The organism is Myxococcales bacterium (assembly GCA_016699535.1).
GTDB lineage: Bacteria > Myxococcota_A > Polyangia > Polyangiales.
On record CP064980.1, the window covers coordinates 3,989,116 to 4,007,614 of the forward strand.

An 18,499-nucleotide genomic window follows, 5' to 3' on the forward strand; every position below is an offset into this window, starting at 1 on the left:
CAAAGAGGCGTTGGGTCCCCATGCTCAGACAGTCCTCGCTTCGCTGCGGAACTGCGCGTGGGAACCCAACGCCTCTTTGCCTCAAGACATCAGAGCTAATGATCATCTAGACGCTTTTATAAAACCAGGGACCCACTTTTATTGGACTCGCAATGCCAACGAAAGGCTACGCCTGTCATGCTCTCGTTAAAAGTCACGCGAAGCATTTAAGTCTTGTTGCAAAGTGGAGGCAACCCTTCACGCGCAGTTCCGCAGCGAAGCGAGGACTGTTTGAGCATGAAGGGTTGCCTCCACTTTGCCAGCCGCTTGGCATACACCAAAGGATCTAGCTTGGTTTGGGGCGCCAGCGTAGGAGGCGTTTGGGCCAAGTGGGTTGGGATTTTGCTTTCTGCTGGACACAGAGTGTTGTCAAAAATTTTTCGGCAATCTTCAAGGCCCACGGCTCCGTGTTTTCGTGATGCGACAGCTCTACCGTATCCTGCTTGGGACAAAGCATCGCTTCTAGCTTCCACTCGTTTGACGGGGTAAAAAGCTGAACTGCGTATAGCGCGCCATCTTCTTGGATGGTTTTCAGTGTCAATTGCACACGTATGCCGTGTTCGGGACGCATCAACACATCGCCTTAGTGTTTAGCCGCAGGCATGCTACTGGGCATGGGCACCATGCCAATGTCTGGTACTTGTATTTCGTCTTTAACAAAACCCGGTGGCGGAAGTCCGCCGTCCGTAGGCAATGGAATGTCAATGAGTTTTCCGTAGGGGCTAATCTTTACGGCACCCTGCCCTGGCATGACGTAAGCTCCGATGGTCTCATCGTACTTTGGAAGCGCATGCTCTATGGGCGTTTTGATCTTACCGCGCACCCTGCCCTCGTGCACCATGACAGGAATAGGCTCCTTGAGTTCAAACTCGTAGCCTCCTTCACGAAGCGCTAGCTCATAGGTTTTGTCATCCACTTCAAGTTCACGATCTAAAAAGACTCGCTTTTGCCCAATGCGGATATGGGGTCGATGGGCAAGCACAAAAGACATGAGCCGTACAGCCATGTGATTATGCAAACGATGGCAACCGTGCGAGTTGCGGCGAGCCACACTCATGTAGTCCACTGAACCATGCGTACGAATACCTTCATCACCACCTACTGCAATCGTACCGTCATCAAACTTCTGATATTTTTCATGGTAGGCAGCAACAAGACCATAAGCCGATGCATAGCTTGGTCCCATTTCGTGATAATTGATTTCGTATTTAACGCCACGCTTTTTGCTGCGTGTCAGCAAACTCTTGGGCGGTGTACTTTCTGGAGGAAGCCAGACGGGGGCAGCCACAATTTTCTTCCAAACCCGCGGACCGGTGGGTGAGCCTTTGTAGCGCCAGAGCACATGGCCATTTTCAAAATCACTGCGCCAACCACCAACCGTTGTTCCTATGCGCACAAGCGGTATTTTCTGACCATTGTACTTAGTAAACAAGGTGAGTCGTGGACGGCGTTGCACCGGCTGCCCGCGCTCGTTTCCTTCCTCATCAAAGGGAAAGTCATACCAAACATCCCCGCGATCAATTTCAACCGAAAGCTTCATGTCGCCATCGTAGTACTCTGGTCTCGACGGACCGGGGATGGCCACGGTATGCTCAGCCTCGATGGCCCCTAACTTCTTGAGCCAACTTAATGTGGCTTCGGGCGTTTGAAGGCCAAACGCTTTAACCACATGCTTGCTCAAGGAAGCCTCAAAATTAGGAATGGGATGCGTCTTGCCATCTTTGCCCTTAAAGGTGCGTGGACTACCGTCAAGCTTGGTCGAAGTACTGCCATCCTCAATCACGCCCGCCGAGTGCATCGCCCGCTCGCTAAGCACACGCACCACCGCCCGGCGCTCAAGTTCCAAAGTAGGCTCTCTTAACTTTTCAAGAGTATCATGTCCGATGTAACCCCAACCGTAAACACGATGCCGGCGTTCAAAACGTGCCAAAGCCTCGTGCGTGCGCCAATCGAGTACACCCGGAAGATATTTTCCTAAGCCCTGGAAATAGCCTTCGCATTCCATACGCTTTTGCGCCGCGCGCACTGCCGAAACACGAGGAGCTTGGTTAAGATAGTTTTTTAAGTATGAAGCATCTCGTGTATCGAGCTCACTGACATCGAGCTCCTCTGGGCTTGCCACAGCCTTATTTTTCATCAGCTGCTGCACTCGCCGTTCCAAGGCTAAAAAGGCTTGGGCTTTTTGCTTGGTTGCCAACTCTCGCCGATACGCGACAAAACCGTCAAAATTCTGAAAAGCTGATAAATCAATCTCACTGATGCATTCTTTTTTGGCCATCGCCTCGAATCGTTCACGAAGCAGCGAAAGCGTCGGCATGATCCCATAGAGCTCAAGATATTCATCGTCCTTTGCGCGCTCGCCGTGATGGTTGTCTGGGAATTGTCCGCGCGCTAAAGCTAAATAGGTTTTCCGATAGGCTGCTGGTTCATGCTCTGGAATGCTTTCAAAGATATAAGGCGTCCAGTCTTCTCCGAGATCTAAAAGCACATACCCTTCAGCCGCAGCTTTGGCTGCATCAACTTTCTTTTCCTGCTTGGCGTCTTTCCAAAGCGGGACGGGCCGCGCCATGGGGGCAGGACGACTGTCCACGCGCTGGGTCTCCTTTTCTGGCTTAGCCTTGGTCGGCTCTTTTTTTTCGCCGCAACCGGAGCTTGGCACAAGGACAGCAAAAAGAAGGCCGCTTGCAAGAAGATACTTAAATTTCACCTCACCTCGGGCCATAAGCAAGCGCATACGGGACGTTGTTTTTTCAGGATGCCCTGTCATAAAAGCGACAAAGGCCCCGCTATTTTTGCGAAAAACAGCAGAAATAAGCTTTAGGAGTTGTTTCACTACGACGTTCATTTTACTAAGGAATCCCACACTAATTAGATTAACAGACGATAGCCTAGACGCCACCGCATACCACACCACATCTATTTTAAAAACCGGCTTTTGGAGCAAAACATACAAGATTGAAGAATCATAGCTCTTTGTTAGCAGGAGCGCGGCGCGCCCAAAAAGCCGCACAAAGGCTACCTACAACGCAATGGGTCAGGGAAGAAAGCGCTGCAGGAATGGCAACCAAGGGGCTTGAAAAGTTGCTTCGCGCAAGCACCACGCCGAGACCCGAGTTTTGCATGCCAACTTCAATTGAAATAGTCCGAGCTTCCGTAGTCGAAGCAGCGAAGCATTTGGCCAGTACATAGCCTAAAAAAAAGCCCAGTAGATGTAAACTCAGAACAGCTCCGGCAAGGGAGTAAATCAGCTGAGCCAGCTCTGTCTTTGCAGCAGCGATAATCGAAGCAACAATCAAAACTATCATGACAACGGCCAGCGGAGGAGCCCACGGCAAAAGCAGCTCTGTCACACGCGGCATGGTTTTGCGAAGCCAGAGGCCCAAAGCCACCGGAAGCAGCACCACCTTGGCCGTACTGATAAAAAGCCCAACCCCGTCCACCGCAACTTCACTTCCAATCAGCAGGCTGCTTAATAGCGGCGTAAGAGCCACCGCCACCATGGTGGAAACTGCGGTCAGTGTCACCGAGAGCGCTACGTCTGCCTTGGCTAAAAAAGCAATCACATTGGACGCCGTGCCACCCGGACAACACGACACCAGCACGAGTCCAGCCGCATAAAAGGGGGGCAAGGAAAAAACTCGACTAAGCAGCCACCCCAAACCAGGCATCAGCAAAAACTGAAGCAATACGCCAACGCCGACGCTTTTCGGCATGCGCAACACGCGCAAAAAATCACTGAGTTCAAGGCTTAGCCCCATCCCCAACATGATCACCGCAAGGCCGATAGTGATAAGTGGCCCAGAAAACCAAGTCGCAAGCGGCGGATGCATTAAGGATGCAGCAGTAAAAAGCAGCAGCCACCAGGGAAAGAAATGCACGAATTTTCGAAGCCAAAGATTCATGACTCAACATGCCACTTTTGGCATGTTATATGCCAAAAAAACGCCACAAATGGCATATTTAGCGCTGATTTCATGACAAAATAGTCAGTTGGTCTCAAGCTTTTTTATCCACATGACTTGAACTGGGCCACTCACCACACTGGTCTGGTTGTCACTTAAGAGCACCACGCCTCCAGCAGGATGCCACATGACACCCTCCCAGTTTGGAACATCACCATCACTCAAGCTTGCCAAATCAACGAGAGTTTCGGGGATGATGGATCGTGCATCTTCATCAAGCGCCACTTCAAAATGAAGCAAGCGAGAAATGCTGTAGTACCGCTCGATGGCCAGTACTTCGAGATGCCCGTTCGTTTCATTTTTGCGGCAAGCCAGCGACGAGAGCATGCCTTGCTCGGTGCTCAACATTAGCCGTGCAGTGCGCCAACTCTTATGCTTGAGATCATAAAGGGCAAGAGGCGCAAAACGTTTACTCGTTGTATCACTCGTGCCATTTTCCACACCAGCAAGCACATAAGATTCGGTGGCACATAACCCTTCGATGCCTTGGTTATCGTTGGCGGTCATATTAAAGAGCGCGTAAGGCAAGTCAATTTTTTCTTCAAGCTTGGCGATATCGCCAGACACCTCAAAGAGTAGAATATCGTCGGTCTTGCGATTGGCTTCATGGCGTTCGGTGCCCAGCACAAAATGCGTTGAATCAATCCATCCTAAGGACTCCGTATCGGCCCCTTCGGGAACGCCAATCAGGGAAAGCTTGTGCTCAGTTAGTTGTGCATGTCCTTCCTGCACTTTAAAGGCCAGCAACACGCGGTCACGTTCGGCCACCGCCCAAAATCGAGAAGCCGAATCAAGATCGAGCCCTGATAAACCAAAAATCTCAGGCGTCTGAAGTGTCATCAGGTGCACATCGAGCTTTGCGGCAAGCAATTTTTTGCCTGCTGTAGCTTTGCTTGTACTTGTTCTCGGTTGAGTTGAAGCACAGGCCACAAGGAAAATAGATACCCCAAAGATCAATACGCTGTTTTTTTTCACCACACCCTCCACTGGATCAGCCCACGACGGGACCAAAAGCTAACCGCGGTCCTTATGCGATAGACGCCAACCGATCGTCGAGCATACGTCACTTAATCATGCTCTTAGCGCCCAAACAGTCCTTAAGGTCCTTTGTCTGCCGCCAAGCGCACTGCCCACTGTTTGTGCGCTCGCAAATCGCGCTTCGATAACAAGCGTACTCTTCGCGCCACTCGCAAGTGCTTACTCTGTCGCTACCTTTTTCAATGCATAACTGCCCTGAACAGCCTCCAGCAACGCAGCCCTTGCCGGCAAGTATTGGGTTTTCGGCGGCAACGGTTAAACATTGAGCGATCTTCCAGCTGCACTTGCCATCGTTGCTTTTGAGACAGACAGGTCCAGCCGTTTGTCCATCGGGGCAACGCCGAGCCGGCAAAGCTGGCATCATGGCGCATTTCTGTGCAGGACATGTCGAGTTCACCTCTGCTTTGGGATCAGGCAGCGGCTTAACAGTTTCATCTTTTGCTTCAAACGATGCAGGCTTTGGCGCTACTTTGTTCTCGCCGTTTGCGGGAGCTGGATTCGGTCCTGCGGAATCGTTTCGAGCACTGGGTTGTTTTTTTGGATCAGCGCTATCTTTTGCCGATGGCGCTTTTATCTCTTTTTCTGAAGCTTCCTCGGTAAGCTCCGTGCGCTCGGTAATTGCGGCGCATTTTGCTCAGCAGGGTTAGCTTGCTGCTCAACCGCTGACAACGACGGCGGAGGCGTTTGTGCTTCAGGGCTTTGCTCGGGACTTTGCTGACATGCAACGATTAGCCCTAAGCCTATCCAAACAATTTTGTTCATGCACAGTTGCTTACCAGTGCAGGAAAAAAGCCGCAACTGCCAACGAAAAAGCCAGACTTATGCCAATCCGGATCCCAAGTTCTTTGCCGCCCAGTAAACCTGCCAATAATGTTTTTGAAGCAAAATTGCTCGCCGCAACCAGATACACAGAATGCCGAGCAGCTGCAGTGCTCACCTGCCCCTGCTCGTGCAGCTTTCCAAGCGATAAGGTAATGGCATCAACGTTTGCGACTGCACCGAAGGTGGCCGATAAATACACACCTGTTTCTGGGAGCAGATGTGCCGCCGCGCGTGACAAGAGCAACACCAACGTAAACAGACCTGCGAACTTGATTGCCATCGATAACGAAAAGGGGTTGCTCACATCGAGGGTGGCTGCTTCGTTAATCGTGCTTCGTTCGCCAGGGCTTCGTCCTATTGAAGCTTGCCAAAACAAAACGCTTCCGAGAATCAAACTGCTAAGTCCCGCCGCCCCCAAAAACCACATCACTTCGGGCAGCAAAGCTGGCGAGGTCACCGAGATATCAACCATCATGCGCGGAAACATCGTCGAAGATGCCAAGACGATAGCCGCAGCACACGCTGTGGTTAGGCTCCGACGCTGCTTGGCATGACCTGAAAAAGAAACGGTCACGGCGGTTGAAGAAGCGAGTCCGCCGAGCAAGCCGGTCAAGCCAAGCCCCCTGCCCGGTCCCATGACGCGAATCGCAATATAACCGGCAAAACTAATGGAAGAGATCAACACGGCCAGCAATCCGATGTGACGTGGATTGAGTGTACCCCAGGGCCCCATGTCGGCATTGGGCAAAAGCGGCAAGAGAATGGCCGCAAGCAACAAAAGTTTCATGACTGAAAAAACGTCTTCTTCTGAAACATTTCGCAAAAAGCCGTGCAGTGGTTTTTTCAGCGATAGCAATGCAAGTACGACGCTTGCGCCTGCGGCCACCAGGAGCAGGCGATCGGTATAAGGCATGTCGAGCTCTTTGGCTGTGCTCAAAGCACCCAGGGCATAGGTTACCAGCGCCGCAACCTCCGTCGTTACTCCCTTATCCGATCGGGATACTGAGTCACGGTAATAAGCTATGGCAATGAGGGTTCCAACAATAAGAGCAAGACCGAGGGAGACCCAGACATGGGCTAACATGCCAATGGCGCCAAGAAGTGCAATCAGCGAAAAGGTGCGTGCACCAGCAAATCGACCAATACGGCCATCTTGCTGACGTTCAGCTCCAATAAGCAAACCGGCAGCCAACGCCGTAGCCAAGGAAAGTACATTTTCGATGCCAGAAGGAGTCACTTCTAAAAAATTAGCCCTTTATGACGGCTTTGTCATGTTTTGTTCGAAGCGAACACTGCATCTGCAATTTCGTATAAGCCATGCTTTGGAAGACGCACAAAGGCCGACCAGGCCGCGGCGGCCAAAGTACCATCTTTTATCCAGTCTTTTAGCCATTCGCCCGCATGTTTAGGATCGCGTTGTTTGAAACCAGCGCCGTTTTCGATGAGCCAGCGTCGATTGTAGCGTTCATGAACGCCCACTGGCCAGGCACAAATCACCGGCAAGCCAAGAGCTGCAAAGAAGCTCAACTCACTTGGCTTGGTCCATAGAATATCGGTATCCGCCATGAGGGTATTGAAGCTTTTAAAATAAGCGGCGATATCGTCTTCGACTAAAATATCAATACTGGTTCCCAGTAGATCTTGCATCTCTAGCTTGTTCAAGATGTTTTTGAGATTTTCGGCCACTTCATTTCGAATGCCGGCAACAAGGGTGATCCGAAGTCTATTTTCTCTTAACAACTCCGCGCAGCTCGGCAAAAAATGCTCAACAATCTGGGTTTGCGCACCGGCTCCGCCGACAGCATAACTGAGACGCGGCGGTTGCGTGTCTTGCGCGTGCTCGAACTCAGCTCCAAGCAATTGCAATGACTCGTAATGAATTTCTTTACGAAAGCTTCCAAAAGGGTCCAGTCGATGCAAACGCTTTGCTAAATTATGCTTGAGCGATGTGAGCTGCGGCCCTCCCAATAGCTCGTGAGGTAGAGGAAAACCGGTCACTCGAATCTGCTCCGCGCTCACACCATAGGCACGCAAGCGACGTCGCGCTCGTTGACTGGGCACGCAGTAGATAAGATGTGAGGATGCAGGATCATAAGGCGCCCACACTCGATTGATGTCACTGTCCGTTACAACGCAATAAACGTTTTTAATACCAAGTCTGTCGGCCATGATAGCCGGCGCATAAAAAGTCGACACCATAGGTCCCGCTTGGTCTTGCAAGTAGCTTTTAAAATCCTGACCCAAGCCCCGTCGTATCTCACGCTCTAAAAGACGCGCCGAAAGATTCGGTCTTGAAAGATCACGACGGGGATAAAGACTTGGTATTCCCGTGATGTTCTCTAACAGCGCACGCATCGGGCCGCCCAGCGGTCCCGCTGCTGCCGAGGCCCGCGAAAGGCGCTCGTAACCTGCCCGGATCCTTGCCCAGCGCTTCTGCTCATCAGCCTGTGCAAGCGGCGCATCGTCAATATCCATCACGGGTAACGATACATAGTCGCCCAAAGCATAAGCAGCACGATTGTGCCCATACCCCATGTTGACTGAAACTAAGGTTGCCTTGTTCACCAACACGGGGTGTTACGGAAGAATCAAAGCAAATGCAAATTTGACCGTGCTCGGTCAGTCCGTGGCGTCCGCAAGGACTTTTCTCGAGGTTTACGTATATTCGGCTTACGTCCTCGGAGCTCCTCCTCATATACTGAAGTATAATCGTCCTCGCCCCTGTGGGCGCGCTCGAATCTACGAAAACCTCGGAAAAAGAATTGTCTTTTAGTTTTGCGCTCGTGTTCGCATACTTTTTTGTTAACTGGTGACGTTTGTCACCGACTGACCAGGTACATTTGACCTGCTCATTATTCAAGATTGGAGCTCTTTGAGTTTTTCCGCGACCTTTTCGGCATGTCCTTTGGCTTGAACCTTCTTCCAATGGTGAGCCACTTTGCCCTGCGGATCGATAATCACGGTGCTCCGGATCACGCCTTCGGTGACCTTGCCGTACATGTTTTTCTCTCCCCATGCGCCATATTTAGTCATTACCTTTTTACTTTCGTCGCTTAGCAAGGAAATCTTGAGTTTGTATCTAGCAATGAATTTTTGATGACTTTTTGCATCGTCCGGACTGCAACCAAATACGGTCGCATCAAGCTTTTCAAAGCCCTTTATGCCCGATGAAAAATCGCAGGCCTCAATGGTGCATCCAGGCGTATCGTCCTTTGGGTAAAAATAGAGCACAACCCACTTCCCTTTTTGCTCAGCAAGCGAAACCTTGTTTCCTTTTTCATCAGGCAAGGTAAATGCCGGAGCGTTTTTTCCTATTTCAACAGTCATCTTAAAACTCCCTTTTTGAAATACCTTGGTAAAACAAAAACTCTCTCAATTCTAGAGTGCAATCGATTTGCTACCCAGTCTGCCCATCCATGCCTTAAGTGTTAAACTTTATCTGGTGAAGTCGAAGAGCATTGGAGATCACAGAAAAAGAACTCAAGCTCATGGCTGCTGCGGCAAACACTGGGTTTAGGAGTATCCCAGTAAAAGGATAAAGTAGGCCCGCGGCAATCGGAACGCCTGCTGTATTGTAAACGAAAGCAAAAAAGAGATTTTGCCGAATATTTTTCATGGTTTTTTTACTCACAACGAAAGCCCGCAGCAATGCCGACAAATCACCTTGAACCAAGGTAACTTCCGCGCTTTGCATAGCGATCTCGGTTCCGCTACCCATGGCAATACCGACGTCAGCACCAGCAAGAGCAGGTGCATCATTAATACCGTCACCGGCCATGGCCACAATATGTCCCTCTTTTTGTAGTGACTTAAGAATATCAAGCTTTTGTTCAGGTAAGACTTCGGAAAACACTTTGTCGATACCAAGAGTTTTGGCTACAGCGTTGGCCGTGCTTTGCTGATCCCCACTCAGCAAGGCAACTTGCAGCCCTGCTGCTTTCAAAGCATTTACTGCCTGTAGCGCATTTTCTTTAATAGGATCACTCACAGCGAAATAGCCAAGCAATGCATTTTCCTTCACCACAAAAACAACACTTTGTTCTTGCTCGTTTGACTTGAGCAAATCGTGTGCAAATTCTGTTGAATCAAGGCCGAGATCGTCAAGCAAGCGTTTGTTTCCAAGATAAACAGCATGTTCATCCACCCTTGCCTTGATGCCTTTGCCAGGGATGGCTTCAAACTGCTGGGCCGAAGCAAACGAAAGATCCCGCTCACCGATGTATCGTTGCATCGCCGAAGCAATGGGATGCTCACTATGCTGCTCCAGGCTTGCAGCAAGCCCAAGCAACTCATCTTTACTAGTGCCATCTTTGCACACCACGTCGGTCACCAGCATTTTACCTTCGGTAAGTGTGCCGGTTTTATCAATCAACACGGTGTCAACCTTCTCCAAGGCTTCGATAGCGGCGGCGTTTTTGAAAAGTACACCCACCGATGCAGCTTTGCCCATTGCAACCACGACTGACATGGGTGTTGCAAGTCCAAGGGCGCAAGGACAAGCGATAATAAGCACAGCCACGGCATTGAGTAAGGCATAGACCATCTTGGGCTCAGGTCCCCAAAGCGCCCATACAGCAAAACTCAATAACGACACTGTAAAAACAGTAGGTACGAAAATCGAGGCGACTTTGTCCGCCAGGCTTTGAATCGGAGCACGGCTACGTGCCGCTTCACTAACGATAGCCACCATCTTGGAAAGCAAAGTATCCGAGCCGACCTTCTCAGCTTTCATAACAAAGGCGCCCTTGCCATTAACGGTAGCTCCAATGACAGAATCGTCTTTGTCTTTTTCAACCGCACGCGACTCGCCCGTCACCATCGATTCATCAACATAGCTATGTCCTTCAAGAACACGGCCGTCCACAGGAACGCTTTCTCCCGGCTTTACTCTTAGACGGTCTCCGACCTGAACGTGACTCAGTGGGACAGACGCTTCTTTGCCGTTTTCATCCAAGCGCCAAGCCTTTTGAGGAGTTAGACCTAACAAAGCCTTGATAGCCTGAGTCGTTCGGCCACGCGCACGCAACTCTAAAATCTGCCCTAACAGGACTAGGGTGACGACGATTGCTGCAGATTCGAAATACACCGCCACTTCGCCGAATTCATCTCTAAATGAGTCAGGAAAGAATGACGGGAACAGCGCCGCTAACACACTGTAGCCAAAAGCGACAAACACGCCTACCCCAATCAAGCTAAACATGTTGAGGCTTTTGTTTGTAAAGGAACGAAGCGCGCGTTTATAAAATGGCAAAGCAGCCCAGGTACATACGGGTGTTGCTAGACAAAGCTCGAAAAACACCACCAGGCCCGGGGAAAACAAAGTACTGAAGGGGGCATATGGCAGCATATCGCCCATCGCCAAGATAAAAAGCGGGGCAGTAAAAGAAAAGGAGACCCAAAAACGAAACAGCATGTCTTCAAGCTCTGGGTTCTCCTCTTGCGCCGCAGATGCCGCAGTGCGCTCAAGTGCCATGGCACATTTGGGACACTGCCCTGGATGATCTTGTTTGACTTCCGGATGCATCGGGCAAATCCATTGTTCTGAAACCTGGAGGGTATTGGCTTCAAGTGCCATGCCACACTTGGGGCAGGCATCTGGCTTTTCCGAGGCGACCCCAGGACACATTGGGCAAATATATTTTGCGTCGGATGAACTACTCTCCTCGTTTTTTTCACTGCCTGGTGTTGAATGACAACAAGACATTAGAGCCCCCTTCATGGTGCATTGGCATACTCCAAAGTCCGAAAAAACGCGACTCTGCTATGCCAAACCCTCAGCAAAAGATTCCTACGAATCAGGCGGCATCTGCACAATAGCGCCAATTGGTGGTTCACAAGGGATGGGAAGCATACTATCTCGTCGGCTGGTATTTATGAGCTTTTTGGTTTTAGAAGATGTTTCGCTGAGTTTCGGCGGAAAACGTATTGTTGAATCGCTTGACTTGCGCATTGGGGATGCAGATCGCATTGGCTTGATTGGCCCCAACGGATCAGGGAAAAGCACGCTGCTTAAGATGTTTGCTGGCGAACAGGAACCCGACGGCGGAGCAATTCAGAAACAAAATGGCCTCCGCCTGGGATACTTGCCGCAAGATATTGCGCTTGAAGGCGGTCGTACGTTGATTGACTTCGTCCGAGACAGTATTCCCGGCTATCGCAGCTTGCATCAGGCCATAGAAACCGAAGAACATACACTCACGGAATTAAGCCAAACAGGAAGCGACAGTCCCGAGTTGATGCAAAGTGCGACTCGCATTGCCGAGCTGCACGAAGAGCTTTCACGCTTGCAAGATCAGTATTCCGAACATGAGGCCTTGGCCATTTTGGATGGTCTTGGTTTTTCGCAAAGTGATCTGAATCGGGATCTAGCAGAGTTTAGTGGTGGCTGGAAAATGCGAGCTGTGCTAGCTGCACTTTTGTTCCAGAAGCCTGATGTGTTGCTGCTTGATGAGCCCACCAACCATCTTGATATGCCCTCTGTTGCCTGGTTCTCTACCTTTCTTCAAAACTACAGCGGATCCTTTGTTTTGATTTGCCATGACCGTGAATTCTTAAACGAACAAATCGGACGCGTGGTCAGTTTCGAAGTGGAAGGTGTTCGTAGCTACACCGGAAACTTCGAAAGCTACCTCTTGCAGCGAAAAGAAGAAGAAGAAATCCTTAAAAATCGCGCTAAAAACCTGGGCCGCGAACGCGAAAAAACCGAAGATTTTATTCGCCGTTTTCGAGCCAAAGCCTCCAAATCCAACCAAGTGCAAAGCCGGATTAAAGCTCTTGAGAAAATGGATCCGATCCATCTTCTTGAGGAGCGAAGCAGTATTCACATGCGCTTTGTTCCAAGCCAACGTTCTGGCGTTGAGGTGCAACGCGCCGAAGGGCTCGGTCATAGCTTTGGATCACATACCGTATTCAGCGGCGCTGACTTGTCTGTTCGTCGCGGCGACCGCATTGGCATCATTGGCGTCAACGGAGCGGGTAAAACAACCTTGCTAAAAATCCTCGCCGGAGAGTTGCAAGCCACTGAAGGCAAAAGCGAACTGGGTCATAATGTCGACCTTGGCTACTACGCTCAGCACCACACCGACCAGCTGCATCCAAAGCAAAGTGTTTATGAAGAAGTTGCTTCGCAAAACCGCGACGCCAACATGACTCAAGTCCGCACCTTGCTCGGTGCGTTTTTGTTTCAAGGGGATGATGTTGATAAGAAAATCTCGGTACTTTCCGGTGGTGAACGCGCCCGAGTCGCACTTGCGAAACTGCTTATCGATCCACGCAACTACTTGATGATGGACGAGCCAACCAACCATCTCGACCTTGATTCCAGCGAGGCCCTAGCCGAAGCACTCGCAAACTACGACGGCAGCATTGTGTTTGTAAGCCACAACAAAAGCTTCGTGCGCAAACTGGCCACCAAGATATGGAACGTGGAGGGAGGCCGGGTTGAGGTCTATCCAGGCAATCTTGATGAGTATCTCCAAACTTGCCAAGATCGTCATAAAAATAGCCAAAAAAACGACAAAAGTGGCAAGAAACAGGGCAAAAAGCAGCCAGAACTGTCCGCTGCACCTAAGGTCACAGAAAAAACGCAAGATCGACAGCCAAGCCGAAAAAGCAAAGCCAGCGAGAATCAAAGCAGGCTTTTGAGCAAACGCATTGCCGAGCTCGAGACTCGTATCGAGGCGTTGGAGGCCAAGCAAAAAGAATGCAATCGAGTTTTGGAAAAACCGGAAGTCTACAATGATCCCGTGCAGCGCAATGATTTGCTTACGCAACTGCAAGTCAATGCTGAAAAGCTCAGTGAGCTTACCAAGCGTTGGGAAGCGCTGCAGGAAGAGCTGGAAGCACTTTCTCCAGAGATTTAGGGCCCCAATTGGATTTGACGAAGACCTTGTTTGAACAATCGCCGCTAAATTATGGGCACACTTATCGATGCGTAGGTGTTTAGTTCAGTAGACAAGAAAGGTCTGCCGGGCTAACGCTATAGACATGATGAAACGAACATGGATTGTTATCGCACACCGAGCGGGCGCTCGTATTGTGCAAAGCAACGGACCGGCAAGCGAAATTCAAACGATTCAAGATGTTGATCATCCTGAAGGCAAACTCAAAGCTGGTGAAGTCAACGCGGATCGACCAGGGCAATCGGTCTCAAGTCATTCGACTGGGCCACATCCTATGGTGCCCACCAAGCGCGTTACCGAGGAGATTGCAGATGAGTTTGCGCGTGAGATTGCAGGGATTGTCGAGCGAGCACGTCTTAGAAGCGCTTTTGATCAGCTCGCCCTTGTGGCCGCGCCACGCTTTTTGGGGCGGCTTCGCAATGCACTGCCAGCTGCAAGCCAGAACCTCGTTATCGCGTCGCTTTCGAAAAACGTGCCAGACCTAAGTCCGGAAACTATTCGCGAACAGCTTGCTGAAATACGCTTGGTTTAGAAGCAATTATATAAATTTAACGTTACCTTTGCTCACGTCATACATTGCGCCAACGATGTGTACGGCACCTTCGCGAAGAAGCGCGTCGATCGTAGTGCTTTTACGAATGACGTCGATGGTTTGCACGACATTGGCACGAGCTACCTCATCGATATAGCCTTGTTTTCGAAGCGGATCGTCGCCAACCACCTCGCTCGATACCAAAGGCATGGCCTTTTGTATCTCGTCGGTTAACACGTCAAGGTGCTCGCAACCGGTCTCTTCAGAAGCACGCTCATTGGCCAGCTTAAAATTCACGGCAGCCGTAACAGCGCCACATGAGGTGTGGCCCATCACAACAATCAATTTGGCTCCGGCTACTTTGCAACCGTACTCAATGCTCGCAAGCACTTTTTCCCGGGCAATATTGCCGGCAATGCGCACGCTAAAGATGTCACCGATACCTAGATCAAAAACATGTTCCGCTGGAGTGCGGCTGTCGATACAGCTAAGTATCACCGCAAGTGGTGCCTGGCCCGACGCGGTTCCTGAAATTTGACGCTTAAGATCGCGCGTCAAACGTTCACCACGGCACATCCGAGCGTTGCCCTCTTTAAGAATGTCAAGCACAGCATCGGAATCAAGAGCGGCCTGAAGTTCTTGCGTTGAATAATCGACAAACTCAATACGATCATCGAGCTGTTTATACTCGTCTTTAAAGCCGAGCAAACTCAAGGTTACATCATGGGCAGGTGCCGTTTTGGCTCGGAACTCATAAATTAAATCCAAGATATCGGGATCAATGTATTCTGTTTTACGAGCATCAATAAGTACGTTACCACCTTGAGCTACGCTCCGTAGTGCTTTTTCTAGGCTCGCACGATTTAGAAAACTCACTTGACTTGCTAACTCGATACGTAAAACCTCGCCACCGATATGCTTCTCTTTGAAAAGCCTTAAAGGTCGTCTAAAGTTGCTCCGCAAAATAAAGGCGATGGCCACAGCAAGGCCAATGAGTACACCAGTCAACAAGTCAGTCAGTACGATGAAGACAACGGTTGCTGCGAACGGTAAAAATTGCTGTTTCCCTTCAACCCACATCTTGCGAAACAGCGCCGGTGAAGCAAGCTTGAGACCTGTCACGAGTAAGATAGCAGCAAGTGCTGCTAGGGGAATGCTATTGAGCAGATGCGGAAAAACCAAAACGGATATCAATAGCAGTACACCGTGAAATATTGCGCTGAGCTTCGTTTTGTTTCCTGAATCGATGTTGACGCTACTGCGCACGATCACGCTGGTCATGGGTATGCCACCAATGAGACCCGTGAAAACATTGCCTATCCCTTGGGCTATAAGCTCGCGGTTGGGTGGAGAATGCCTCTGCTTCGGATCCAGCTCATCCACCGCATCCAAGTTGAGTAATGTTTCAAGCGATGCAACTAAGGCTAAAGTAAAAGCAGCGAAGTAGATGGCCGGATTTACGAGAACAGACCAATCCGGAAACACAAGGAGCTGCGAGAAAATCTCGCCCTTCTGCCCGACCGGAACTTGGACCAGATGCTCCCCGTCGATAACCCATTGACTACCCAACAGTTTTAACAGCCAGTTTACCCCTACACCCAGCAGCACCACGACGAGAGGACCTGGAATCGGACTCTTCTTAAGAAGCCTGATGCGATCCCACAGCAAGAGAAGTATCACTGAGCACACGCCAATCAGGGCCGCGCCGGGTTGAATGTCGAAAAAGGCTGCTAGGAGCTCCGTGATGGAATTTTCGCCATCAGGTTGCAGGAAGGCCATCTCGCCTTCAACATCCGCATCATGACCGAGAACGTGAGGAAGCTGCTTAAGGAGCAGAATCACACCAATGCCAGCAAGCAAACCTTTGATCACACTTGAAGGGAAAAAGCTGGCAATAAAACCGGCACGAGCTAAGCCAAGTGCAACTTGAATCACACCCGCTAAAACAACAGCAACCAAAAAAGCCGAAAACGAACCGAACTGTGCGATTTGCGCCGCAACAACCGCAGCAAGGCCGGCAGCAGGACCCGATACACTGGTATGCGACGCGCTCAGAGAACCCACCACGAGACCACCGAGGATTCCCGATATCAGGCCCGCAGCCAGGGGCGCATCGGAAGCCAACGCGATACCAAGGCACAACGGCAAGGCAACGAGATAGACAACCAGTCCAGCCGTGGCATCTTTTCCAAGATGCTTGAGCGATATTGCATTTGAAGGCATGCGGCGAAAAGATGTCTCAGAAAAAGCACGGCAAGTCAAAAACGCCAATTTTAACAGTCACTTTCCAGTACAACACATTTAGGCTTTTACACAGAAATGATGCAAAATGCTCTACACGGTCAAAGGGAAGCAAAAGCAAACTTGCTTTTTCTAGCGATCTACGGAAGTTTGTTGACCTTATGAGAATTGATCTCCACACATGAGCACGCTGCGTAAAAAGTCATGCGCCTTTCTACGGCACGTTGCAGCATGGCTCGGATGTTTGTGGATGCTATTTGTTCTCGTGGCAGATGCAACTACCGGCCTGCCAAAGCCAACAGAGGGTTCGGGCTTCGTTAGCAACCCGATTCGCGACAAACTGCTGCGATCGAGTACCGAAAAGCAGGGCAACTCCCCTGTCGCGCCTGTTTTCGCCGAATCCAGTATCGTCGAAGATCGTGAAGATCACAATCATCGAAGTTACTCGTTTTGCGTAGCTCAGGATTCCGTCATAGCAAGCAAGCTTGTTAGCCAACAAACTTCGCTATCGCCTGTTGCACCGCAGCATAACCAAAGCTTCCTTCTTAACGATTTTTGCCGTGGTCCACCCCGAGCTTAGCTTTGATATGCTTCGTTCTTCGTGTCATTTTACGAAAACGATTCTTCGCAGAAGATTGCGACCCTGAGAACAAGCATGAGCAAGAGCGTTTGCCATCCAACGAGGATGGCCCCGCGAAAACGACTTTAAGCATTCAGCGCAAAAGCGTTTTTTGTTTCTATTCTCTTACCAACGCGCATTTCGCGCATCGTCAGGTTCCGACGGTCATCGAAACATGACTGTCCAACGGAAAACTTCATGATTGCTTTCAGTTCTAAAATTCCAAACTCCATCCGATGGTTATATTTATTTTCGCTATTTTCATTTCTCTGCAGCCCAATTGCTCTCGCTGAACAAGCGGCCAAAATAACTCAGACAGATGTGAATGTTGATCCCGTAAGTGGATTAGTCATCAAATCAGGAAGTTCGAGCTTCGAACTACATTTTGCGACCTGGCTACGTGCCGATTTACAAAAATCTTCAAGTTCTTCAACACAGGGATCGTATTCTGTGCCCTTGGCACGACCCTTAATCCAAGCGAACTTCTTGGATTCGCAGCTGCAGTTCCTTGTGCAACCCGAGTTTGCGGGGAAAAACCCTTCGTTGCTCGATCTTCAACTGGAGTGGGTCCCCAACCCAATCTTTCGAGTTCGCATTGGACAGTTTCGAACACCTTTTTCTCGCGCGTTCATCACGCCTATTGTTCGTCTACAACTGGCTGATCGCGGTGCAGTTGTCAGTCGTTTCAGTCTCGGTCGTGACACGGGTGCCATGATTTACGGTGAAAGTCCGCAGCATCGCTTTGAATATGCTGTTGGTGTCTTTAATGGCGCAACGATTGATAGCTTGGATGGAAACCGTCTAACTCCAATGCTTGTTGTCCGAACCGGCGTTAATTTTGGGACGGCTGCTCCGTATGATCAAGCCCCTTCACTTGAAAGCGATTCACCCTCCGGTGTGGCAGTTGGTCTCGGAGGAGCCTATCGCAAACGCAACGTCACGCTTAGCGACGGAAGTCTTGTGCTTGAAGAATCCTGGAACGCCACAACAGACATTACCTTTATGCAAGGACCTTTTAGTATCACAGGCGAGGGCTTTTTAAAGGTTAGTCGCACGCCATTCAACTGGGACACGGGCCTCGGTGCTTTTATCCAAAGCGGTATTTTCCTGTGGCCGCGCGCTATCGAGCTGGGAGCTAGGGCCGGTTGGTTTTCGGATAACGATAAACAACAAAGCTATGAAGGCTTTGTGACCGGTTTCTGGAACACATCCCAGCGTTCTTTGGGACATCATCTCAAAACCACGCTGGTCTATCGATTCAATCGCATCAACTTACCCACTGCACCCATCAGCAACTCGCATGAGCTGCTTCTGCAAACGCAGATGTGGTTTTAGAGGAGTCCCC

13 protein-coding genes are annotated in these 18,499 nt (G+C 50.2%); 4 read left to right on the top strand and 9 right to left on the bottom strand.

Going from position 1 to position 18,499, the window contains the following annotated elements; all coding sequences use genetic code 11:
* Positions 1-622 precede the first annotated feature (622 nt).
* The 4 genes from IPJ88_18825 to IPJ88_18840 form a co-directional block, all read right to left on the bottom strand.
* A complete protein-coding gene (locus IPJ88_18825) occupies positions 623-2,884 on the bottom strand; it encodes a hypothetical protein (GenBank protein QQR90163.1) in 2,262 nt (753 codons plus the stop codon).
* A 118-nt stretch (positions 2,885-3,002) separates the two neighbouring features.
* A complete protein-coding gene (locus tag IPJ88_18830; GenBank protein ID QQR90164.1) occupies positions 3,003-3,941 on the bottom strand; it encodes a bile acid:sodium symporter family protein in 939 nt (312 codons plus the stop codon).
* Between the two features lie 84 nt (positions 3,942-4,025).
* Complete coding sequence (locus IPJ88_18835) at positions 4,026-4,976, bottom strand: hypothetical protein (protein QQR90165.1); 951 nt, start codon at positions 4,974-4,976, stop codon at positions 4,026-4,028.
* An 88-nt stretch (positions 4,977-5,064) separates the two neighbouring features.
* Positions 5,065-5,403: a hypothetical protein gene (locus IPJ88_18840; GenBank protein ID QQR90166.1), complete on the bottom strand. Its 339-nt coding sequence runs from the start codon at positions 5,401-5,403 to the stop codon at positions 5,065-5,067.
* Between IPJ88_18840 and IPJ88_18845 the strand changes: the two genes are divergently transcribed.
* Positions 5,402-5,686, top strand: a complete 285-nt coding sequence (locus tag IPJ88_18845; protein QQR90167.1) for a hypothetical protein — start codon at positions 5,402-5,404, stop codon at positions 5,684-5,686. The two genes, IPJ88_18840 and IPJ88_18845, sit on opposite strands and share 2 nt — an antisense overlap.
* 125 nt (positions 5,687-5,811) lie before the next feature.
* Here the strand turns inward: IPJ88_18845 and IPJ88_18850 are convergent, their stop codons facing one another.
* From IPJ88_18850 to IPJ88_18865, 4 genes are all read right to left on the bottom strand, one after another.
* Positions 5,812-7,098, bottom strand: a complete 1,287-nt coding sequence (locus tag IPJ88_18850; GenBank protein ID QQR90168.1) for an MgtC/SapB family protein — start codon at positions 7,096-7,098, stop codon at positions 5,812-5,814.
* A gap of 32 nt (positions 7,099-7,130) precedes the next feature.
* Positions 7,131-8,396, bottom strand: a complete 1,266-nt coding sequence (locus IPJ88_18855; protein ID QQR90169.1) for a hypothetical protein — start codon at positions 8,394-8,396, stop codon at positions 7,131-7,133.
* A 321-nt stretch (positions 8,397-8,717) separates the two neighbouring features.
* On the bottom strand, positions 8,718-9,188 hold the full coding sequence (gene bcp, locus IPJ88_18860; GenBank protein QQR90170.1) for a thioredoxin-dependent thiol peroxidase: 471 nt from the start codon (positions 9,186-9,188) through the stop codon (positions 8,718-8,720).
* 94 nt (positions 9,189-9,282) lie between these two features.
* The gene (locus IPJ88_18865; protein ID QQR92084.1) at positions 9,283-11,436 is read right to left on the bottom strand and encodes a copper-translocating P-type ATPase; all 2,154 of its coding nucleotides are present in this window, start codon (positions 11,434-11,436) and stop codon (positions 9,283-9,285) included.
* Positions 11,437-11,734: 298 nt separating this feature from the next.
* Here IPJ88_18865 and IPJ88_18870 point away from each other — a divergent pair, with 298 nt between their 5' ends.
* Both IPJ88_18870 and IPJ88_18875 read left to right on the top strand, forming a co-directional pair.
* Positions 11,735-13,723, top strand: coding sequence for an ATP-binding cassette domain-containing protein (locus tag IPJ88_18870; GenBank protein QQR90171.1), 1,989 nt, complete (start codon positions 11,735-11,737; stop codon positions 13,721-13,723).
* A gap of 124 nt (positions 13,724-13,847) precedes the next feature.
* Positions 13,848-14,294, top strand: coding sequence for a host attachment protein (locus IPJ88_18875; GenBank protein ID QQR90172.1), 447 nt, complete (start codon positions 13,848-13,850; stop codon positions 14,292-14,294).
* A 6-nt stretch (positions 14,295-14,300) separates the two neighbouring features.
* Here IPJ88_18875 and IPJ88_18880 read toward each other — a convergent pair whose 3' ends face one another.
* Positions 14,301-16,517, bottom strand: coding sequence for a bifunctional SulP family inorganic anion transporter/carbonic anhydrase (locus IPJ88_18880; protein QQR90173.1), 2,217 nt, complete (start codon positions 16,515-16,517; stop codon positions 14,301-14,303).
* A 958-nt stretch (positions 16,518-17,475) separates the two neighbouring features.
* Between IPJ88_18880 and IPJ88_18885 the strand changes: the two genes are divergently transcribed.
* Positions 17,476-18,489: a hypothetical protein gene (locus tag IPJ88_18885; GenBank protein ID QQR90174.1), complete on the top strand. Its 1,014-nt coding sequence runs from the start codon at positions 17,476-17,478 to the stop codon at positions 18,487-18,489.
* The last annotated feature ends 10 nt before the right edge of the window (positions 18,490-18,499 follow it).

Coding starts and splice junctions, on each gene's coding strand:
- IPJ88_18825 (QQR90163.1), bottom strand. CDS start 2,884: ATGAACGTCGTAGTGAAACAACTCCTAAAGCTTATTTCTGCTGTTTTT.
- IPJ88_18830 (QQR90164.1), bottom strand. CDS start 3,941: ATGAATCTTTGGCTTCGAAAATTCGTGCATTTCTTTCCCTGGTGGCTG.
- IPJ88_18845 (QQR90167.1), top strand. CDS start 5,402: ATGGCGCATTTCTGTGCAGGACATGTCGAGTTCACCTCTGCTTTGGGA.
- IPJ88_18840 (QQR90166.1), bottom strand. CDS start 5,403: ATGATGCCAGCTTTGCCGGCTCGGCGTTGCCCCGATGGACAAACGGCT.
- IPJ88_18855 (QQR90169.1), bottom strand. CDS start 8,396: ATGGGGTATGGGCACAATCGTGCTGCTTATGCTTTGGGCGACTATGTA.
- bcp (QQR90170.1), bottom strand. CDS start 9,188: ATGACTGTTGAAATAGGAAAAAACGCTCCGGCATTTACCTTGCCTGAT.
- IPJ88_18865 (QQR92084.1), bottom strand. CDS start 11,436: ATGGCACTTGAAGCCAATACCCTCCAGGTTTCAGAACAATGGATTTGC.
- IPJ88_18870 (QQR90171.1), top strand. CDS start 11,735: ATGAGCTTTTTGGTTTTAGAAGATGTTTCGCTGAGTTTCGGCGGAAAA.
- IPJ88_18875 (QQR90172.1), top strand. CDS start 13,848: ATGATGAAACGAACATGGATTGTTATCGCACACCGAGCGGGCGCTCGT.
- IPJ88_18880 (QQR90173.1), bottom strand. CDS start 16,517: ATGCCTTCAAATGCAATATCGCTCAAGCATCTTGGAAAAGATGCCACG.